Source organism: Microbacterium sp. Cr-K32 (assembly GCF_000708345.1).
GTDB classification, from domain to species: Bacteria; Actinomycetota; Actinomycetes; order Actinomycetales; family Microbacteriaceae; genus Microbacterium; species Microbacterium maritypicum_A.
This window is the reverse complement of record NZ_JARD01000005.1, coordinates 1-20,147: the sequence shown is the minus strand read 5'-3', so window position 1 is coordinate 20,147 and position 20,147 is coordinate 1. Positions and strand designations below refer to the sequence as shown.

The window sequence follows — 20,147 nt, the reverse complement described above, 5'->3', positions numbered from 1 at the left end:
GCCGCGACACCCTCAGAGGGCCTCGACGATCTGGGGACGTCGGGGCCCTTGGGGTGTCCGACAGCGTCCGGGCTCAGGCGACCAGCACCGCGTATCCGGCCGCGCGGAGGGCGGCGAGCACCTCGGGATCCGCTCCGGCGTCCGTGATGACGGTCGGGAAGAGCTCGACACCACCGACCGTCGAGAACGCCTCGACGCCGAGCTTGCTGCCGTCGGTCACCACGACCGCACGGCGGGCTCGCTCGGCCATCATCCGGTTGACCGCGGCTTCGCGCTCGTCCTGCGTGGTCGCACCGGCGACGGCATCCATCCCGTTCACGCCGATGAAGGCGATGTCGAGCCGCACCCCGCGCAGCAGCTGCTCCACGAACGGACCGACCAGTTCGTAGCTGCGCGAGTGGATGACGCCGCCGGTGACGACGACCTTGATGTCGGGCCGCGTGGCGAGCTGGGCGGCGATGTTCACGGCATTTGTGACGACGGTGATGCCGCCGTTCCCTGCGAGGTCGTCGCGGGCGGCGAGCGCGGCGGCGATGGCGGTCGTGGTGGTCCCGCCGGAGAGCCCGACCACCATGCCGGGCGCGACCAGGCCGGCGGCAGTCTGCGCGATGCTGGCCTTCTCGTGCGTGCGCAGGTGGCTCTTGTAGCGGATGGGCAGCTCATAGGCGACGGTCTGCGCCACCGCGCCGCCGTGGGTCCGGGTGAGCAGGCGCTGCTCGGCGAGGGTGTCGAGGTCTCGGCGCATGGTCGCCGACGAGGCCTCGAACCGGTCGACCAGCTCTTCGACCGTGACCTCGCCCTTCGCTGCCAGGAGGTCGAGGATCGCGTTCAGCCGAGCCGCCCGCTTCATCAGGCGACCGATTCCGCCGGCTGCAGCGCGAACAGCCGCAGCATCCGCGCCGCTTCACCGGCGAGGGCGTCGCGGGCGGGGGCGAGGTACTTGCGGGAGTCGACGAGACGCTCATCGGCGTCGAGCTTCTCGCGCACCGCCCGCGTGAAGAACCCGTTCAGGTGCGTGGAGACGTTGATCTTCGTCATGCCCGCCCGCACGGCGTCGGCGATCACGGCATCCGCGACGCCGGAGGACCCGTGCAGCACCAGCGGCACCGGCAGGGCCTCGTGCAGTCGTGCGATCAGGTCGAGGTCGAGGGACGCCGTGCGGTCGGTCATCGCGTGCGAGGAACCCACCGCGACCGCGAGCGCATCGACGCCGGTGGCCGCGACGAACGCACGCGCCTCGTCGGGGTCGGTGCGCACACCCGGAGCGTGCGCCCCGTCCTTGCCCCCCACCTCGCCGAGCTCGCCCTCGACGTAGACTCCCGCCTCGTGGGCACGGGCGGCGACCGCCGCCGTGAGAGCCACGTTGTCGTCGTAGGGCAGGGCGCCGCCGTCGAACATGACCGAGCCGAAGCCCAGCGCGATGGCCTCGTCGACCAGTTCGGGCCGCTCGGCGTGATCGAGGTGCACCGCCACGGGCGTCTGTGCACGCCTGGCCACCGCGAGCGTGGCCAGCGCGATGGGCTCGAGCCCGCCGTGATAGTCGGCGCAGTTCTGCGAGATCTGCAGGATGACGGGCAGGTGCGCGAGGGCGGCGGCCCGCACCAGCCCCTCGGCGGTCTCGAGGTGGATCACGTTGAAGGCGCCGATGCCGGTGCCTTCGGCGGCAGCGGCGGAGACGAGGTCGCGAGCGGAGACGAGGGTCACGAAGGGTCCTTCCGGAACGATTCAGGATGGGGATGCGAGATGCGGAGCTGTTGCTCGAGCTCCGTCCAGCGCGACGAGATGTCGCCGGCCAGCGGGGTCAGCACCGCGGCGGCGGACCAGGCGGTGGCCCGGCGAAGGATCTGCTCGGGATCGCGCACCCCCTCGGCGTACAGCACGGCGCAGGCGGCGACCCCGGCATCACCGGCGCCCGTCGGGTTGCCCGCGAGGGGTTCGTCGAGGCGAGCGTGCACGAGTGCGGATGCCGTGACCGCGAGCATGCCCTCGGCCCCCAGCGAGAGCAGCACGAGTTCGGTGCCCCGGGCGATCAGCGATCGGGCCCCTTCGACAGGGTCGGCGATGCCTGTGGCCTCGACCAGCTCGGCCGCGTTGGGCTTGAGCACTGTGGCTCCGGCCTCCGCCGCGCGCAGCAGAGCGGGTCCGGAGGTGTCGACGATCACCGGCACTCCGGCGTCCTTCCCCACCGCGATGAGCATGGGGAGCAACGACTCCGGCGCGCCAGGCGGCACACTGCCGGACACGACCAGCACTCGCGCACCCGACAACCGTTCGACGACCTCGGCGAGCAGCGCCGCCCATTCGGCATCGGTCGGATTCGCACCCCGCTCGTTGATGATCGTGGTGTCGCCGAGCGCCTCATCGACCACCGCGATGCTGCGGCGGGTCTCCGCGGCGACCGCCACCAGCGCGTTCGGCACACCGCTCGTGCGCAGCTCCGCGGCGAACTCCTCGCCGACCCGACCGCCCACGGTGGTGACCGCGAGCACGTCCGCACCCTCGGCGTGCGCCACCCGCGCGACGTTGAGTCCTTTGCCGCCGGCACGAGCGGCCCCGGCATCCGCCCGGTGCGTTCCGCCCTCGACGAGCCGATCGACGCGCCAGGTGAGGTCGAGGGCGGGGTTCGGAGTGACGGTGAGGATCATGTGAGCTCCCGTGCGCGGAGAGCGGCGCCCAGCAGCCCTGCGTTGCCGGAGAGCTCGGCGGGGACCAGCGCCGGGATGCGATGGAAGCTGAGCCGGGCGGCCAGGCGCGTGCGCAGCTCATCGAACAGGGCGCCGCCGGCGCGGGAGAGTCCGCCGCCGATGACCACTGCTTCCGGCGCCACGACGGCGGTGAGCTGAGCCAGAGACATCGTGAGCGCGTCGAGCGCGGAATTCCAGATGTCCCCGGCCACCTCGTCGCCGGCCGCCGCGCGGGCGATCACGTCCTTCGCTCCGTCCGGAGCGATCCCGGTCGCCTCGCGATACCGCCGGGCGATGGCACCGGCCGAGGCGACGGCTTCGAGGCAACCGCGTGCGCCGCACGCGCAGATCGGCCCGTCCGCGATCGGGGAGTGCCCGATCTCACCCGCGTAACCGCCGGCGGTGTACGGGACGCCCCCGACCAGCAGCGCACCGGCGATCCCCGTGCCGATCACGAGCACCACCGAATCGGCGTAGTCGCGCGCGCCACCGAGTCGGCGTTCCGCCCAGCTGGCGGCACGGACATCGTGGTCGAAGGCCACGGGCAGCCCGAGGCGTTCAGCGGCGAGGTCGCGCAAGGGCGAGTCGTGCCAGCCGAGGTTGCTCGCGAAGACGCCCAAGCCGGCATCCGCATCGACGATCCCGGGCACGACGAGTCCCACCGCCTGCGGCACGACAGAGGGGTGCGCGGCGCGGAGCTCCTCGGCCAGCACCTCGAGACGCTCGAGCAGCACCTGCGTGCGGTCGCCCTCGGCGATCGGCGTGGGCGTGCGGCGCAGTCCGAGGGCGGTGCCGTCGGCGTCGAACAGGGCCGACTTGATGTCGGTGCCGCCCACGTCGAACGCCAGCACGGGGGCACCGACGCCGAGCGTGCGCACGGCGGCGAGCTTCTCACCGGTCGCGTCTCGCTCGACGTCGGGAACGGCATCCGTCCCGTCAGCTCGGGTCATGGTCAGCTCCGGCGGCGGGTTGCGTCATGCATCCAGGATGACGGATCGCGTGAGGTTGCGGGGCTGGTCGGGGTCGAGGCCGCGGGCGACGGCGCGGTCGAGCGCGGTGCGGTGCAGGCGCACGAGGTCGGCGAGCGGGTCGATCGACCGCTGCTCGAAGCGAGCGCCGGTGGCCTCGACCTGCGCAGCGAGTCCCTCGGGAGCCTCGCCGAACTGCCAGGTGACGCGGCCAGGGGCCGCGATCGCGATCGGACCGTGCCGGTAGTCCATCGAGGGGTACGCCTCGGTCCACGACTGCGAGGACTCGCGCAGCTTCAGCGCGGCCTCGTGGGCGAGGCCGATCGTCCATCCGCGTCCGAGGAACGTGTACTGCTCCGCGTCGCGCAGCTCGTCGTCGCCGTCCTCGGCGAGCACGGCCTCGGCATCGGCGATGGCGCCGGAGAGGTCTTCGCCGAGCGACGCCCGGAAGAGCGCCAGCGCGGTGGTCGCGAATCGCGTCTGCACGACCGACTGCTCATCGGCGAACGGGAGCAGCACCGCCTCGTCGGCGAGCGAGACGAGCGGCGAATCCGGATCGCCGATCACTCCGATGGTCGGGATGCGCCCCTTGATGCGGTCGACGAGCTCGAGCACCTCGCTCGTGGTCCCGGAACGGGTGAGGGCGACGACGGCGTCGTATCCGCGGTCGAGGAAGGCCTCGGACGCCGCGTAGGCGTCGGTCTCACCCTGACCGGCGGACTCGCGCAACGCGGCGTACGACTGCGCCATGAACCACGACGTACCGCATCCGACGACGGCGATGCGGGCCCCCGATGCGGGGAGCAGTGCCTGCTCGGCCTTCAGATCGGCCGCCCGCGCCCACATCTCCGGCTGGGAATTGAGTTCTTCGCGCATGTGTGCGCCGGGCAGCGATTCGGACATCGAGGTGCCTTTCTGGCGATAAGTTGCAGACTTGTGATCGTTTGAAGCCTAATTCGATCATAGTATGGCGTCGAATCACAACACCAACAGCTTTACCTTGATTTGTTTGTTCTCCTGACAAATAATCAGACGAGTTCCACCCTCGACGTCGACCCCGGCCGAAGTCGAGAGCCCCGAGCCCCGGCTTGAACGATCGCGGCTGCCTCACGGCGAAACGATCACCCACGCACTGTCGCGTGATGTGCTTGCGACTGTGCACCACACCCCCTCCCGAAGCGGCCCTGCCGCCGAGGGTTCGGACATCACAGTGAGGAATGCAATACACATGAAGAAGTCACTGCGGTTCGGCGCCGCCGCCATTGCGGCCGTCGCCACGCTCTCGCTCGCTTCGTGCGGGTTCGGCGGTTCGTCCGGCGACAGCGGAGGCGGGGACGGCTCGACCACCCTCGACCTCCTCGTCCCCAGCTACTCCGACGGCACCAAGGCCAACTGGGAGACGGTGATCGACGGGTTCGAGAAGGCCAACCCCGACATCAAGGTCAAGCTCGAGGTGCAGTCGTGGGACAACCTCGAGAAGGTCGTCTCCACCAAGATCCAGGCCGGCGAGGCACCGGACATCTACAACGGCGGACCCTTCGCGGGCTTCGTCGGCGATGAGCTGCTCTACCCGACGAAGGACGTCGTCTCCGACGACACCTACTCCGACTTCCAGGAGTCGTTCCTCAAGAACGCCGAGGTCGACGGGACCGCCTACGCGCTGCCGATGATCGCCTCGGCGCGCGCCCTGTTCGTCAACAACGCGCTGCTCGACCAGGCCGGCGTCGAGGCGCCGACCAACTGGGATGAGCTGCTGGATGCCGCCACCAAGGTGTCCGCACTCGGCGGCGGTGTCGCCGGCTACGGCATGCCGCTCGGATCGGAAGAGGCGCAGGCAGAAGCGGCCGTGTGGCTGTGGGGCGGCGGCGGATCGTTCGGCGATGCCTCCGAGATCACGATCGACACCCCGGAGAACCTCCCCGGTGCCGAGCAGATCAAGAAGATGATCGACGCCGGTGCGACGCAGGCCGACCCGGGTTCCACGCAGCGCTCCCCCCTGATGGACATCTTCATCCAGGGCAAGATCGGCATGCAGGTCGGCCTCCCGCCGACGGTCGGCCAGATCAAGGAGAACAACCCCGACCTGGACTACTCCATCGTTCCGATCCCGACGAAGGACGGCTCGCCCTTCACCCTCGGCGTCATGGACCAGCTGATGGCGTTCCAGAACGATGGTGACAAGCAGGAGGCGATCACCAAGTTCTTCGACTACTACTACTCCGCCGACGTCTACGTGCCGTGGGTGCAGGCCGAGGGCTTCCTGCCGGTCACCAAGTCCGGCGCCGAGCAGCTCTCCGGCGAAGAGGCCCTCAAGCCGTTCCTCGACGTGCTGCCCGACGCGCAGTTCTACCCGTCGACGAACCCGAAGTGGTCCGCTGCCGACGGTGCGTTCAAGTCGCTGTTCGGTCAGATCCAGTCGAAGCCGGCACAGGACGTGCTGACCGAGATCCAGGCACAGGTCGACGCGGGCTGAGCCCGCTGATCGGAGAGGTTCGGGTACCCGAATGAGCCAGAAGACAGAGTCCTCGAACCTCGCGGGGGCGGCGAAGAGCCGCCCCCGCACTCCGAAGACCCCGGATGCCACGCGTGGCAGGCCGGGCGGAAAGGATCTTCTCCAAGCGCTGCCGTGGATCGCACCGGCGCTGCTGCTCATCATCGGCGTCGTGCTGTTCCCCGCCGGGGTGATGTTCTTCAACTCGACGCGTGACATCTCCCTGTCGGGCCTCGACAAGGGGTCCGTGGGCTTCGACAACTTCGTCACGGTCTTCACGTTCACCGAGTTCTGGCCGATCTTCTTCCGCACGATCGTGTGGGTGGTCGCGGTCGTGACCCTCACGGTCGTGATCTCGCTCGGTCTGGCGCAGATCCTGAACAAGGCCTTCCCCGGGCGCCAGCTCGTGCGCATGGCCGTGATCGTGCCGTGGGCCGCATCCGTCGTGATGACGACCATGGTGTTCTACTACAGCCTCGAGCCGTACTTCGGCATCTTCAACAAGTTCCTCTACGACATCGGGCTCTCCGATGACGCGGTGGGCTACGGCTGGACGAAGAACCCCGCGACGGCCTTCACCTGGTCGATCGTGATCGCGATCTTCGTGTCGCTCCCCTTCACGACCTACACGATCCTCGCCGGACTCCAGTCGGTCCCGGCCGACGCGATCGAGGCGGCGAAGATGGACGGCGCCGGCCCTGCCCGCACCTACTGGTCGATCGTGCTGCCGCAGCTGCGCAGCGCTCTGGCCGTGGCCATCCTCATCAACATCATCAACGTCTTCAACTCGCTGCCGATCCTGAAGGTGATGACCGGGTCGATCCCCGGCTACGGCGCCGACACGATCATGACCCTGATCTTCAAATACATCGAGCTGCAGAAGAAGGTCGATGTCGCGAGCGCCCTGTCGGTGGTCGCGTTCCTCATCGTCATCGTGATCGTCGCGGCGTACGTGAAGATCGTCAAGCCCATGAAGGAGGTCTGATCATGACCATGACCGAGACCGAGCTCGTGACCACCGCCGGAGGCCGCGGTCGTCGCACGCCGCCGACGCCCGGCCGCAAGCGCCGCTACACCGAAGACCAGGTCACGCTGCCCCGGGTGATCCTGCGCACCGTCGCCGGTCTCCTGGTGCTCGCCATCTTCGTGCTGCCCTACCTGATCATGTTCTTCGGCTCGGTGAAGACCAAGTCGCAGATCCGGTCGGTCGATCCGACCTACCTCCCGATCGAGTGGCACTGGGAGAACTACATCTCGATGTGGTCCACCCCCGAGACGCCCCTGCCGTACAACCTGATCTCGACCATCGTCATCGCCGTGTTCGCGACGCTGCTGGTCCTGCTGGTCTCGCTTCCGGCGGCGTACTACACGGCGCGCTTCAAGTTCCCCGGCCGCATGGTGTTCCTGTTCCTGGTCATCGTCACGCAGATGCTGCAGCCGGCCGTGCTCACCTCGGGTCTGTTCCGCCAGTTCACCGTGCTCGGACTCGGCGACACCTGGATCGCGATGATCTTCATCAACGCGGCCTTCAACCTGTCGTTCGCGGTGTGGATCATGCACTCGTTCTTCGCCGGCATCCCCAAAGAGGTCGACGAGGCCGCCCAGATCGACGGCGCCGGGCGCTTCACCGTGCTGTTCAAGATCAACCTGCCGCTCGTGTGGCCGGGCATCGTCACGGCGATCGTGTTCACCTTCGTCGCCTGCTGGAACGAGTTCGCGGCGTCGCTCGTGATCCTGTCGACCGACAAGAACCAGCCGTTGTCGGTCGCTCTGACCAAGTTCGTCGGTCAGTACGAGACGAGCTGGCAGTACGTGTTCGGCGTCTCGATCGTCGCGATCCTGCCCGTGGTCATCCTGTTCATGCTCATCGAGAAGCGTCTCGTCGGTGGCTTGACGGCGGGCAGCGTCAAGTAGCCCTCCGCATCCGCGCGTCGACATCCGCTTGACGACATCCGCCCGATGGGAGCACCCGTCGGGCGGATGTGCGTCTGCCGGTCAGGAGCGCGACGTCGATGCCGCGCGCAGCTGCTCGGGATTCCAGCGCACGCCGAGCGCCGACGTCAGTGCGGCCTGGGCGGCTCCGGCGGCGAGCGACACACGAGGATCGGCGTAGCGCACCGGAACCTGCGCCGTGCCGCGGGCGGGGTACTCGGTCTCACGGCGCACGCGATCGAGGAAGCGCGGTCCGAGCTCGGTTGCCGGGCCGCCGATGACGACCTCGATCGGGTCGAGCAGCGCGCCGATGAGCTTGACGGCTCTGGCCAGCGCGCGAGCCCCCTCATCGAGTTGCTCCTCGTCGGCCTGAGCCGCGAGCGCGCGGATCTCCGGGGCATCCATGGCGTCGGAGAACTCGTCGCCGAGCATCGCCCCGAGAGCGGCGGCCGATTCCAGGCAGCCGCGCTGCCCGCATCGGCAGGCGCGCGCGGCGTCGCCGAACACGACCTGCACATGTCCGATCTCACCCGCGCGGTCTCGGGGGCCGGGAGCCAGCTCGCCGTCGAGCGTGACGGCCGCGCCGACACCGCCGCCGAGATGGATGAAGAGGCGGTAGCCGGACGGCGACTCCTCCATACCCGCCTCGGCGATGGCTTCGGCGTCGACGTCGTTGATCAGCAGCACGGGCGCTCCCAGCACACGCTCGAACCGGTCGGCGAGGGGGACGTTCTGCCACTTGAGCTGCACGCTCTCGAGCACCGATCGCCCATCGGTCGTGCCCGGCAGCTGCACGCCGGCGGCCAGGAGCCGTCCGCCGAACTCCTCCGCCACGGCCGACACCGCCTCGTCGAGGGTGCGGTCGCGGTTCTCGGCGGTGTAGCTCACGCGACGGAGGTCGACCTCGGTGCCGTCGAGCGCCACGAGAGCGATGTCGGCGTGCAGGGGCTGGATCACCAGCACCAGGATCAGGTGATGGTCCGCATCGACGCTCAGAGTGGTCGCCCGTTTGCCACCGGTGCTCGCCGCCTGCTCCCCTTCGACGATCAGCCGGTTCTCGATGAGTTCGGCGACCAGCGATGACGCGGTGGCGGCGGTCAGCCCGCTCGACCTCGCGATGCCCGCGCGCGTCTGCGTGCCCGGATTCCGGAAGACCAGCTGCAGAGCCCGGCGCAGGTTCGCACGCCGAACAGACGCCTGGGTGTCGAGGCCGTCATCCGTGCTGAGCATGTGTTCCCGTTCCGACGCTCGCCCGTCGCGAGCTGTTGACAGATCGTGGCGCGATCCGTAGTCTCTCCCTAAGTTTATTCATTGAACTTAGTTGGTCAATGAATCTCACAAAGCTCCGGACGGGCGAGTGCTGCACACACCGTCGCCCGTCCGGCTCCTCCTCCTCAGCGGCTCTCGGCCGCTTCGGTGTGGTGACGGATGACCTCTGCCACCACGAAGTTGAACCACTTCTCCGCGAACTCCGGGTCGAGGTGCGCTTCCTCGGCGAGAGCACGCAGCCGGGCGACCTGCTGTTCCTCCCGATTCGGGTCCGATGCCGGCATCTCATGCTCCGCTTTCAGATGCCCGACCTGCTGAGTCGCGCGGAAGCGCTCGGCCAGCATGAAGATCAGTGCGGCGTCGATGTTGTCGATGGTGGCGCGAAGCCGGAGCAGTTCGGCCTTCGGGTCCTCGGCGGCGGTCATGCCCCTACTCTAGAGCCGCGTGACATCCTGGTTTCGATCCATGGCACCGCTATCGTGAGCACATGAGCAACGAAGAGCCGCCGGAATCCGCGCCCCACGACGACGACGCATCCGCCGCGACTCCCGCCGCGCCGGCGACCGGCCGTCGCAAGGCCGCACCCGCATCCGTGCCGGCCGTCGCAGACGCTCCGATCCCGGTCGTGATCGAGCCGACGACGCCGAGCCGTTCGTTCTGGACGCGCATCGACCGCCCGTTCGTGTTCGGCTTCCTCGTGACGCTGGGTGGACTCGGGGCGATCGTGATCGGCCTCGCGCTGTCGAACCTGTCGACCGTGCTCATCTACATCGCCCTCGCCCTGTTCGGTGCGCTCGGACTCGACCCCGCCGTACGGTTCCTGGAACGCCGTGGCCTCTCGCGTGTGATCTCGGTGGTCATCACGATCCTCGCACTCATCGTGGTGTTCGCCCTCGTGCTCTGGATGATCGTTCCCGTCGTGATCGATCAGATCGTGAGCTTCGTGCAGTCCGTGCCCGGCATGATCAAGGACTTCACACACAGCGACATCTACGCGACCCTCGAAGCCCAGTTCGGCGACCAGTTCCAAGAACTGGTCGCCCAGGTGCAGTCCTTCCTCACCGACTTCGGCAACCTCGCGACGATCGGCGGCGGCGCCCTGGCCGTGGGCGCTTCGATCGCCACCAGCATCTCCGGAGCCATCGTCGTGCTCGTGCTGACGTTGTACTTCCTCGCGTCGCTGCCGTCGATGAAGCAGGGTCTGCTGCGTCTCGCCCCCGCCCGCGACCGCGCTCGTGCCGGCGACATCACCGACCAGATCACCGACTCGGTCGGCGGCTACGTGATGGGCATGGTCGTGCTCGCGTTCTGCAACGCGACGCTCGCGTTCCTGCTCTACCTCTTCCTCGGGTTGCCGTTCCCCCCGCTGATGGCGGCCATCGCCTTCTGCATCACGTTGATCCCGCTGGTCGGCTCGGTGCTGTTCTGGATCCTCGGCACCTGCCTGGCGCTGTTCACCAACCCGATCGCCGCCCTGATCTTCGCGGCGATCTACCTCGTCTACATGCAGATCGAGGCCTACGTGATCACCCCTCGCGTCATGAACAAGGCGGTCTCGGTGCCGGGTTCTCTCGTCGTGATCGGTGCTCTCGCCGGCGGCACGCTGCTCGGTCTGCTCGGGGCGCTGGTCGCCGTGCCGGTGACCGCGTCGATCCTCATCATCATCAAACAGGTTCTCGTCCCGAAGCAGGACGCCCGGATCTGACCCGCCCGCAACGCAGAAGCGCCCGGACCCTCAGGGGCCCGGGCGCTTCTGCGTGGTGACGACTCAGCTGAGGTCGTTGTCTGCCAGCCACTTCTTGGCGATGTCCTCTGCCGACTTCTGGTCGACCGTGCTCTGCACGTTCAGCCCCACCAGCTCCTCGGCGGTGAGCTTCTTGCTGACCGCGTTGATCACGTCGGAGATCTCGTCGGCGACGTCGCTCGATGCGATCGGCACGACGTTCGAGGCCAGGATGATGTTCTCCGGGTCTTCGAGCGCGACGATGTCTTCGGTCTGGAAGGCCGGGTCTGCCGAGTAGATGTCGGCGACCTGGATCTCACCGGCCAGCAGGGACTCGAGCGTGGTCGGGCCGGTGGCCGAGAAGCCGAGATCGACGCCGTAGACCTCCTTGGCCGCAGCCGGACCGTACGGACGCTGCTCGAACTCCGGAGCGGCACCGATCGTCACCGGGGTCGTGACCTTCGAGAGGTCGCCGATCGTGGTGAGGCCGTTCTCCTCGGCGAAGCTCTTCAGCACCGTGTAGGTGTCTTGGTCAGACGCCTCGGCGTAGTCGAGAGCGGTCAGGCCCTTGGGCAGCGCCTCCTTCAGCGCGGCGTAGACGTCTTCCGGGCTGGTGGCGGTCGCGTCCTTGTCGAGGTACTCGAGCAGGTTGCCCGTGTACTCCGGGAACAGGTCGATCGCGCCGGACTCGACATCGGGCATGTAGGCGTCGCGCTGTCCGATGTTGAACTGCTTGTCGACCTTGAACCCCGCCCCCTCGAGAGCCTGCGCATAGATCTCGGCGATGATCTCGTTCGAGTAATACGCCTGCGAGCCGATGACGATCGTGTCGCCGCCGGAGCTCGAGCCTTCGCTCGGGGCGTCGAGCGGGTTGCTGTTCGCGCAGCCGCCGAGGACGAGCACCGCGGCGAGCGCGGCACCACCGGCAAGGGCGAGTCGTGACTTACGTGCTGTGAACATGAGGACTTCCTCTTCTCTGGGACAACGGGGTTGGTGCTGTGGGACGGTGTGAGGGCTGTGGGATGAGTCGGATGATGGGCGTCAGGCGGTGGCCGGTGCCGGCGAGGCAGCGGCCGCGCGCGAGCGACGTGTGGTGGTCGGTGCGCGCACCCCCGCGGGGACGGCGGCGTGCTGGAGCAGGGCGAAGATCAGGTCGACGACCAGGGCGAGCACCGCGACGAGGATCGCCCCTCCGAGCACCTGGTCGAACTTGCGCAGCGGGATGCCCTGGATGATCGGCCAACCGAGTCCGCCGAGATTCACGTAGGCGGCGATGGTGACCGTGGCGATCACCTGCAGGAGTGCCGCCCGGATGCCGCCGACGAGAAGAGGCAGCCCGAGGGGCACCTCGACCTTCCAGAACACCTGCCACTCGGTCATGCCCATCGAGCGCGCGGAGTCGAGCACCCGACGGTCGATGGCTTCCAGCCCGGTGTAGGCACCGGCGAGGAGCGATGGGATGGCCAGGAGCACGAACGTGATGATCGCGGCTTCGGGAACCCGGAGCACGCCCAGGATCAGCACGAGCAGCACCATGAGGCCGAAAGACGGGATGGCACGTGCCGCGCCGGAGACCGCGACCGCGATCTCACGGCCTTTGCCGGTGTGACCGATGAGCCACCCCAGGGGAATCGCAATGATGCCGGCGATGAGCACCGAGATCAGCGTGTAGTACATGTGCTGGCCGAACAGGATGGGCAGCGAGTACGGCCCCTCCCAGCGGTCAGGGGAGAAGAGCCAGGCGAAGGCGTCGGTGAACACGTTCATGCGGCGGTCCTCAGGGTGGCGGCCTGTCGTGCGGCCGACGGTGTCTTCGCCGCGCGCGTCCACGGCATCAGTGCGCGACCCAGGAGAAGGAGCAGCAGGTCGATCACGAGCGCGATCACGACCACCGCGATGACGCCGGCGAACACCTCGGCGAGGATGCGACGCTGCAGGCCGTTGGTGAACAGGTAACCGAGGTTGTTCACGCCGACCAGGATGCCGACCGTGGCGAGGGAGATGGTGCTGACGGCCGCCACGCGGAGCCCGGCGAGCACGACGGGTCCGGCGAGCGGGAAGTCGACGGTCCAGAATCGGCGGAAGCCGCCGTATCCCATCGCGGTCGCGGATTGCCGGATGGCGGGGTCGACCGAGTCGAGGCCGTCGGACACCGCGCGCACCAGGATCGCGACCGCGTAGATCGTGAGGCCGATGATGAGGTTCACGGGGCTGCGGGCGGGATATCCGGCGACGGACGGGAGCAGGATCAGGAGCGCGAGCGAGGGGATCGTGTAGAGGAGTCCGGTGAGAACGATGACCGGCCCCTTCACCAGCTGATAACGCCATGCGACCCACCCCAGCGGCAGCGACAGCACGAAGCCGAGCACGATGGCGATCGCGCTCTGCTGCAGGTGGATCCCGGTCAGCTCGAGGATGAGGCCGAGATTGTCGCCGATCCAGTTCACGGAGCGCCCTTCGTCGCGCTCTCCTCGCTCAGAAGCGCGTCGGTCACGGCATCAGGAACATCGATGATCGCCCCCTGGGTGCGACCCTCGCCGTCGACCACCACGGTGCCGTGCGGCGTCTGCTTGAGGTGCAGAGCACGGCGACCGCGTTCGGCGCCGATGAACGCCGAGACGAAGTCGTCCGCAGGGTTCTCGATGATCTCGCTGGGGCTGCCCACCTGAACGATGCGCGCACCCTTGTCGAGGATGACGACCTGGTCGCCGAGCAGGAACGCCTCGTCGATGTCGTGCGTGACGAACACGACCGTCTTGTCGAGCTCGCGCTGCAGCCGCAGGGTCTCCTGCTGCAGGTCGGCCCGCACGATGGGGTCGACCGCACCGAAGGGCTCGTCCATGAGCAGGATGTTCGGGTCGGCGGCGAGGCCGCGGGCGACGCCGACGCGCTGCTGCTGGCCGCCGGAGAGCTGGCTCGGGTAGCGGTCGGCGAGCGCCTGGTCGAGGCCGACCGTGTCGAGCAGTTCCCGTGCGCGCTTATGGGCGGCAGCCTTCTTCACGCCGGTCAGGCGCAGCACCGTGGCCACGTTGTCGATGACCGTGAAGTGCGGCATGAGGCCGGAGTTCTGCATCACGTAGCCGATGCGTCGACGCAGGGCCACCGGGTCACCCTGGAGCACGCTCTCGCCGTCGATCTCGACCTCGCCGGAAGTCGGCTCGACCATGCGGTTGATCATGCGGAGCAGAGTGGTCTTACCGCAGCCGGACGAGCCGACGAACACCGTGGTCTTGCGCGAGGGCAACACGAGGCTGAAGTCATTGACGGCGAGGGCGCCGCCGGGGAAGCGCTTGGTGACGTTGCGGAACTCGATCATGGGCTGGTCTCCAGTCGGTCGATCGATGTGTGAGCGGACGAGTCTAGGCTCTTCTGATGGCTACGGGGCTCTTCAGATGGCTACGGGCCGACCTCGACACGGGGATCGAACGCCACGAACCCGGAGAAGTCCTTGCCGACGCGGTCGAATGCCGAGGGGTAGGGGTTCGGGTACGACCAGGCGTAGTCGGTGTGGAGCTCGCCCTCGGTCTGCACCGAGTAGTACTGAGCGGCCCCCTTCCACGGACAGGTGTAGGGCGTGGGGCTCTCGACGAGCACTCCGGGCGTGATGGACGCCGGTGGGAAGTACCAGTTCCCCTCGATGCGGGCGAGATCACTCTCGTCGGCTTCGGCGATGACGGTTCCTGCGAGTACAGCCTTCATGGTCCTGCCTCCTCGGATGTGGGTATGAGCGTATAAGACGGTGCGGACATCGGGGGTGAGGGTTGCGCCGCGGCCGTCAATATGAGAAACAATCCGGATCCTGTTCGATGCGATCGGAAGAACGGATTGCCACGGACGGCGGGATCAGACCCCGATGCGGGTCACGCCCCAGTGTCGATCAGGCGGAGTCGCGACCGTACCCCTCGAGCAGTCGCAGCCAGATCTCGCTGATCGTGGGGTACGACGGCACCGCATGCCAGAGGCGGGCGATCGGCACCTCTCCAACGACCGCCACGGTCGCCGCGTGCACCAGTTCCGCCACCTCAGGACCGACGAACGTCGCACCGATCACGACGTCGCGGTCGGTGTCGACCACGAGCCGCGCCTGGCCTTCGAAGCCGTCTTCGTAGAGGCTCGCGCCGGCGACCCAGCCCAGGTCGTAGTCGACGGCCTTCACCGCGATACCGGCCTTGACCGCCTGGCCCTCGGTGAGCCCGACGGAGCCGACCTCGGGGATCGAGAACGTGACCTGCGGGACAGCGGCCTGGTCGGCCGTGGCGACGTGACGGCCCCACGGGGCATCGTCGACATCTTCGCCCTGGGCGCGGGCGACGATCACATCGCCGGCAGCGCGCGCCTGGTACTTGCCCTGGTGGGTGAGGAGCACGCGCCCGTTGACGTCGCCGACCGCATAGAGCCAGTCGGATCCGGGGACGCGGAGCGTGTCGTCCGTCTCGATCCAGCGACCGGGTTCCAGTCCCACGACGTCGAGGCCGATGTCACCGCTTCGGGGCGAGCGACCCGTCGCGGCCAGCACCTCGGTCGCGGTGATCTCCTCGCCGCCGTCGAGGATGATGGTCACGCCGTCCGCGCCGCGGCGCACGGATGTGGTGCCCGTGCCGGTGCGCACGTCGACGCCGAGTTCCTTGAGGCCTGCGGCGACGCGCTCGCCCGCGAAGGGCTCCATCCCGCCGAGCAGGCCGCTGCGGGCGATCACGGTGACCTTCGAGCCGAGTGCGGCATAGGCAGTCGCCATCTCGACGGCCACGACGCCTCCGCCGATGACGGCCAGGCTCTCGGGCAGCTCTTCTGCGCTCGTCGCCTCGCGGCTGGTCCACGGGGTGGCCCCGCGGAGTCCGTCGATGGGCGGGATGACGGCATCCGATCCGGTGCTGATCGCGACAGCGTGCCGGGCCGTGAGCACGCGCTCGGCGCCGTCGGCATCGGTCACGGTCACCTCGCGTTCGCCCGTGATGCGGCCGTGGCCGCGGGCCAGGTCGATGCCGGCCGACTCGAGCCACTTGACCTGACCGTCGTCCGACCAGTTGCTGGTGAACGAGTCGCGGCGGTCGAACACGGCGCGCACATCGAGCTTTCCGGTCACCGCCTGCGAAGACCCACCCACGTGCTGAGCTGCCCTGAGCGCCTGCGCCGAACGCAGCAGCGCCTTCGACGGCATGCACGCCCAGTAGGAACACTCGCCTCCGACAAGCTCGCTCTCCACGATGATCGCGGTGAGTCCGCCCTGCACGGCGCGATCGGCGACATTCTCGCCCACCGGACCACCGCCCAACACGATCAGGTCGTACTCGTCGGTCTTCTCCGCAGCGTTCATGCGTCGCACCTCTCCGTGAGCCGGTTACGTGGCCCAGTCTCGCTCATGAGCAACGTCGAGTCACGGGTGAGTTGTTCCCGGCGGCGTGGCGCGGGGGACGCCTGTGGCAGGCCATAGAGTGTGGTTCGTTGTTTCGATCGGCGGCGGAGGCCCCGCACGCAGATCCGCTCCGCGCGCTGTTAGCCGCACGATCTCCGAGGACGCCCAACGATGAGCAGCGCCATCACTCCCCCACCGCCTGGTTGGTACCCGGCACCGGATGACACCCAGGCCACATGGTGGTGGAACGGAGCCAGCTGGCTACGACCACCGAACGAACAGGCTACGTTGCGGACAATCACCAAGCTCGCCACCGCGACCCAGGTCATGGTCATCGTCTGCGGTGTTCTGGCGCTCGTGCTCGTTGGCGTCGAGGCCATGGGCATCACGGCCATCACCAGCTATCTCGTTGGGAATACCTCGGCCGTCCAGACTCTCCACCTGTACGACTGGACCTGGACCGTCGGCAACGCACTGGCGACGCTTTCGCTGACCGCCGCCGCGGCGCTGTGGGCCACCTGGCAGTACCGTGTCGCCCTGCAAGTCCCCGGGCTCACCCGTCGCGCCGCCGGCTGGCACGCCGGGGACTGGTTTATCCCCATCCTCGCCCTCTGGCGCCCCTTCCAAGACATTTCTGACCTCTGGCGAGCGATCGGCCGCACTCCCCCACGCTGGCTGATCGTGTGGTGGCTTCTCTGGATCGCCAGCTTCATCTCGTTCAAATGGTCGAACCAGATCGACTCACGCACCGAAGCGCTGGAGCAGATCCGCGCCACGATGTGGTCCAGCATTCTGGGCGAGGCCTTCCTCATCGCCGCCGCCTTGATGGCCTTCATCATCATCCGTGGAATCACACAGGGCGTGATCCACCGTCCACAGCAGCGGTAACCCGAAACCGTCGTCGCGCCGGGAATCAACCCTCTCAGCGCGAAGGAAGACTCAGAGCCTCACGCATCCGCCTCGCGAGGTGCAGCACACGGTTTCGGCGACCGATCGTCGATGGCAACGGAATTCGCTTTCCATCGACGCACTCGATCTCGATCATCCGCACCGACCCCACGAACGGGAGCCAGCCGACGCCCACCCCTCCCGCACCGTAGTAGAGCTGTTTGTCGACAGCTGCGACCTCTCCTGATCTGAAGTGGCGTCTACGAAACCAGGCGCACACGACAACCGCACCTGGCTCCACCCACACCCCGAGGAAGAGTGAACGTACGACCGCGGCCACCGCCAAGAAGCACACGCATGCGCCAATCCACCACGAGGACGTGCCCCAACTCACCGCGACCGTCAACGCGCTCGCGGCGGCGCCCCAGAAGAGGCCGCCCACTCGAGCACCCGTCGCAGAGCCCGCTATCTTCTCCATGTCTCACCCAATTGATTCTTTGACTACCTCTTGGGGCGCTCTCAGAGCCAGGACAGCCCTGCACCGATGACGAGGAGAAGGACCGCGGCGCCATAGGTGATGGCGTATTCGACGATTACCCGTCGGCGCTCCACAGGCAGGTTTCGGGGACGCTTCTCTACCGTCGCGTCACCTGTTGATGAATGCTGCGCCCTGGTCTCTTCCTCGTTGCTGTCGGGGTCGCCAGTGGTGCCGACACGGATCCGGTTGTAGATCAGCCGGCCAACCGCGGTCAGAGCCACAGCAACGCCGAGCCCGATGAACACCGAGCCCAGAGCGCTCCACCCATCCACCGGAAGACAGGTCTGAACCCAGCCGATCAACGAATCCTTGAAGTTGAACAGCGTCACGACACCGGCGATCCCCGGTGCCCACAGAGGCGCTGCGTTCGCGAGGCCGCGTCGGAAGCCAGCATCATCCCGATAAACCGCCCGCATCAGTAAAACCATCCAGGAGCTGAGCACTATGAGCGCGGCCCCGAACCCAAAAGCCAAGAGATAGGAGGACCCCGAGGGGACGCAGCTTGCATACATCGTCAGCGTTTGACCTTCTGAGACTCGATGCCCCGCAACCACCCGTTCACGGCTCGCACGGCGAAGCTAATCTGACGCAGCCATGTTCGGCCACCACGTCGCCTAAAGGAAGAACCGAACGATGGACCGCGATTCAAACTCACCTACGTCCTCGATCGCGATGACTCACTATCCAACTTTTGCAGTGTTCGACCCATCCTTCCCACTCTGTGTGAGATTTCGCTCATATCGACCACCCTTACGTAGCGCAACCCTCGCGTGTACCCATCCACACGAGCTCCAATAAGACCGGTAGTGAAAAATACGAAGATATTCCAGTCGTACCAACCCAAGCACGCGCCATAACTAGATTTCTCCTAGGAACCCAGGGATTGCAGGCCCACACTCCGCGCCAAACCCGCCCTGCTCAAAGCCGGCCCACCCGGGTGCGCGCCCTCCTGCAATCGGTGCAACCGTCATGCGACACCGACGCAAGCTGTCGAGGTCCTCTAGCTGTGTCGAACCACCTGAAGGCCGGGGTGAAAACCGGCTCCGACAGTCGACATCATCCGCGACGCGCTTGTCCTGAACCGATAAACCGCATACTCTCTCACGGAGCTCCGGCAAAAGCTACTGCGCTTTAACCGCTTGCATGATAAGAGTAGCAGCAAATTCGGTTTCCTTTTCGCTCGGACCGTGCCAGCCAGAACCGCTTCTCGGCGCGAGCATAAAAAGCCATCTATCTCCGGAATGTGTAGTGATCGCAAGTTCGGTATAGGAGATGCTCGTCGTTTCACTGCGGGAAACGCTCTCAATATCTTTAAAACGAATATCAGCGCACATATCGACCTCCTCACTTCGCTTCGACGTACGCTGTGATCTAACCGCAATTCGATCGTCTAGAATCAGCAACCACCCCGAGTGCGTGCGCTTGCTCGGTCCCCTTGAACTCTCACGCCTGGCCTGAATGAAGGCAAAAGCTCCGCGCGCACCGGCTGCCGTGGATGAAGTATGAGCCTTCCTGACGACGTTCCTCCACCGATAGACATGAAGGAAAAACGACCCAACGAGGCAGAGCCCAATTGCACCAAAGAACAGCACACTTGGGAGGGGGGATCCCTGCAGCCCCGGAAGCGCTGTGCAACCCACACCTAGGATGAGCGCTCCGACGCTCGCGAAATTGCGTCCGAATGTTGTCGTGGGCCCGTACGGGGTACTCTGCAAAATGTTCATACTCTCGCCAGACTACCAATCTATCTCAGGCCTCTTCGCCGCGCCAGGTAACGAGGTCAGGAACATTGCGCCCCCGGTGATGGTGCCGAATATTCCGCCGCCTAAGATTCCGCCTACGGGACCCCCGACTATTCCGATGATAGCCGCCGTTGCCGCGCCTGCAACTCCAAGACCACAAATCGCGTCCCATTTGTGAGCAATGCAGTCTGCCAGAACACCGACTGTCGTAAATGCTGTCGAGGCGTAACCAGCCAGCGATGCCAGTCCGAGCAATGGCACTGCGAGCGGCGGCGCCTTCACGGTTATCGCCGCGACCGCGAGCCCCGTGCTGATCGCCCCGGACACAAAACCAGCCACATTCATGGCTGCGCCGAAATTCGACAGGATGAAGTAGCCCCAACGAAGGGGTTTAGTCGGGCGTGGAACGGGACGGCTTTGCTTCGATGCCGGATTTGCCACCTTCGTCGTGGCTTGCGCAGGCTTCTCGATCGACCACTTCTCTCCCGTCAGGTCGTGTCCGTTGACGGGGTCGGTGGGCCAGGAGTAATCGTTCGCCCCACCACCCTCGATCGGGTCG

The 20,147-nt window shown here is 67.0% G+C and carries 20 protein-coding genes; 5 read left to right on the top strand and 15 right to left on the bottom strand.

The genetic code is table 11. The features are described 5' to 3' along the window. Positions 1–73: 73 nt before the first annotated feature. Genes GZ64_RS0100260 through GZ64_RS0100240 form a run of 5 tightly spaced genes read right to left on the bottom strand, consistent with a single transcriptional unit; the run spans position 74 to position 4,555 of the window. Complete coding sequence (locus GZ64_RS0100260; protein WP_029264721.1) at positions 74–850, bottom strand: DeoR/GlpR family DNA-binding transcription regulator; 777 nt, start codon at positions 848–850, stop codon at positions 74–76. Then, positions 850–1,704 carry a class II fructose-bisphosphate aldolase gene (locus GZ64_RS0100255; protein ID WP_029264720.1) on the bottom strand — a complete coding sequence of 285 codons (855 nt, stop codon included), beginning with the start codon at positions 1,702–1,704 and terminating at the stop codon, positions 850–852. Before GZ64_RS0100255 ends, GZ64_RS0100260 begins: the two co-directional genes overlap by 1 nt. After that, positions 1,701–2,645: a 1-phosphofructokinase family hexose kinase gene (locus GZ64_RS0100250; RefSeq protein WP_021200135.1), complete on the bottom strand. Its 945-nt coding sequence runs from the start codon at positions 2,643–2,645 to the stop codon at positions 1,701–1,703. Before GZ64_RS0100250 ends, GZ64_RS0100255 begins: the two co-directional genes overlap by 4 nt. Then, positions 2,642–3,634 carry an ROK family protein gene (locus tag GZ64_RS0100245; protein ID WP_081859622.1) on the bottom strand — a complete coding sequence of 331 codons (993 nt, stop codon included), beginning with the start codon at positions 3,632–3,634 and terminating at the stop codon, positions 2,642–2,644. Before GZ64_RS0100245 ends, GZ64_RS0100250 begins: the two co-directional genes overlap by 4 nt. A 24-nt stretch (positions 3,635–3,658) precedes the next feature. Next, positions 3,659–4,555 (bottom strand): SIS domain-containing protein, encoded by an 897-nt coding sequence (locus tag GZ64_RS0100240; RefSeq protein ID WP_021200133.1) that lies wholly within the window; start codon positions 4,553–4,555, stop codon positions 3,659–3,661. A gap of 325 nt (positions 4,556–4,880) precedes the next feature. On the opposite strand from GZ64_RS0100240, the gene GZ64_RS0100235 reads away from it, so the two are divergent. From GZ64_RS0100235 to GZ64_RS0100225, 3 genes are read left to right on the top strand one after another with little or no spacing between them, the layout of a single operon-like run. Then, entirely contained in the window at positions 4,881–6,125 is a 1,245-nt protein-coding gene (locus tag GZ64_RS0100235) for an extracellular solute-binding protein (RefSeq protein WP_021200132.1), read from the top strand. 31 nt (positions 6,126–6,156) lie between these two features. Continuing rightward, the gene (locus GZ64_RS0100230) at positions 6,157–7,128 is read left to right on the top strand and encodes a carbohydrate ABC transporter permease (protein ID WP_029264718.1); all 972 of its coding nucleotides are present in this window, start codon (positions 6,157–6,159) and stop codon (positions 7,126–7,128) included. Between the two features lie 2 nt (positions 7,129–7,130). After that, positions 7,131–8,057 (top strand): carbohydrate ABC transporter permease, encoded by a 927-nt coding sequence (locus GZ64_RS0100225; protein ID WP_021200130.1) that lies wholly within the window; start codon positions 7,131–7,133, stop codon positions 8,055–8,057. 81 nt (positions 8,058–8,138) lie between these two features. On the opposite strand, the gene GZ64_RS0100220 is transcribed toward GZ64_RS0100225, so the two are convergent. Both GZ64_RS0100220 and GZ64_RS0100215 read right to left on the bottom strand, forming a co-directional pair. After that, positions 8,139–9,305 carry an ROK family protein gene (locus tag GZ64_RS0100220; RefSeq protein ID WP_029264717.1) on the bottom strand — a complete coding sequence of 389 codons (1,167 nt, stop codon included), beginning with the start codon at positions 9,303–9,305 and terminating at the stop codon, positions 8,139–8,141. A 164-nt stretch (positions 9,306–9,469) separates the two neighbouring features. Continuing rightward, positions 9,470–9,769, bottom strand: a complete 300-nt coding sequence (locus GZ64_RS0100215) for a chorismate mutase (RefSeq protein WP_021200128.1) — start codon at positions 9,767–9,769, stop codon at positions 9,470–9,472. Positions 9,770–9,831: 62 nt separating this feature from the next. Between GZ64_RS0100215 and GZ64_RS0100210 the strand changes: the two genes are divergently transcribed. Then, a complete protein-coding gene (locus tag GZ64_RS0100210; protein ID WP_029258816.1) occupies positions 9,832–11,049 on the top strand; it encodes an AI-2E family transporter in 1,218 nt (405 codons plus the stop codon). Between the two features lie 63 nt (positions 11,050–11,112). Here GZ64_RS0100210 and GZ64_RS0100205 read toward each other — a convergent pair whose 3' ends face one another. The 6 genes from GZ64_RS0100205 to GZ64_RS0100180 all read right to left on the bottom strand — a co-directional run bounded on the left by GZ64_RS0100205 (position 11,113) and on the right by GZ64_RS0100180 (position 16,381). Next, positions 11,113–12,027, bottom strand: coding sequence for an ABC transporter substrate-binding protein (locus GZ64_RS0100205; protein ID WP_029264716.1), 915 nt, complete (start codon positions 12,025–12,027; stop codon positions 11,113–11,115). An 81-nt stretch (positions 12,028–12,108) separates the two neighbouring features. Further along, complete coding sequence (locus GZ64_RS0100200; protein WP_029258814.1) at positions 12,109–12,834, bottom strand: ABC transporter permease; 726 nt, start codon at positions 12,832–12,834, stop codon at positions 12,109–12,111. Then, complete coding sequence (locus tag GZ64_RS0100195; RefSeq protein WP_021200124.1) at positions 12,831–13,514, bottom strand: ABC transporter permease; 684 nt, start codon at positions 13,512–13,514, stop codon at positions 12,831–12,833. The genes GZ64_RS0100200 and GZ64_RS0100195 overlap by 4 nt, the downstream gene beginning before the upstream one ends. Further along, positions 13,511–14,383, bottom strand: coding sequence for an ABC transporter ATP-binding protein (locus GZ64_RS0100190; protein WP_029264715.1), 873 nt, complete (start codon positions 14,381–14,383; stop codon positions 13,511–13,513). Before GZ64_RS0100190 ends, GZ64_RS0100195 begins: the two co-directional genes overlap by 4 nt. A gap of 80 nt (positions 14,384–14,463) precedes the next feature. Next, entirely contained in the window at positions 14,464–14,766 is a 303-nt protein-coding gene (locus GZ64_RS0100185) for a DUF427 domain-containing protein (RefSeq protein ID WP_021200122.1), read from the bottom strand. Between the two features lie 178 nt (positions 14,767–14,944). Then, the gene (locus tag GZ64_RS0100180) at positions 14,945–16,381 is read right to left on the bottom strand and encodes a dihydrolipoyl dehydrogenase family protein (RefSeq protein ID WP_029264714.1); all 1,437 of its coding nucleotides are present in this window, start codon (positions 16,379–16,381) and stop codon (positions 14,945–14,947) included. Between the two features lie 210 nt (positions 16,382–16,591). On the opposite strand from GZ64_RS0100180, the gene GZ64_RS0100175 reads away from it, so the two are divergent. Then, positions 16,592–17,308 carry a DUF4328 domain-containing protein gene (locus tag GZ64_RS0100175; RefSeq protein ID WP_081859621.1) on the top strand — a complete coding sequence of 239 codons (717 nt, stop codon included), beginning with the start codon at positions 16,592–16,594 and terminating at the stop codon, positions 17,306–17,308. A gap of 519 nt (positions 17,309–17,827) precedes the next feature. On the opposite strand, the gene GZ64_RS0100165 is transcribed toward GZ64_RS0100175, so the two are convergent. Next, complete coding sequence (locus GZ64_RS0100165; protein ID WP_156040305.1) at positions 17,828–18,175, bottom strand: hypothetical protein; 348 nt, start codon at positions 18,173–18,175, stop codon at positions 17,828–17,830. Positions 18,176–19,582: 1,407 nt separating this feature from the next. Then, the coding region (locus tag GZ64_RS19925; RefSeq protein WP_197020491.1) for a hypothetical protein at positions 19,583–20,147 on the bottom strand (565 nt) is incomplete at its 5' end.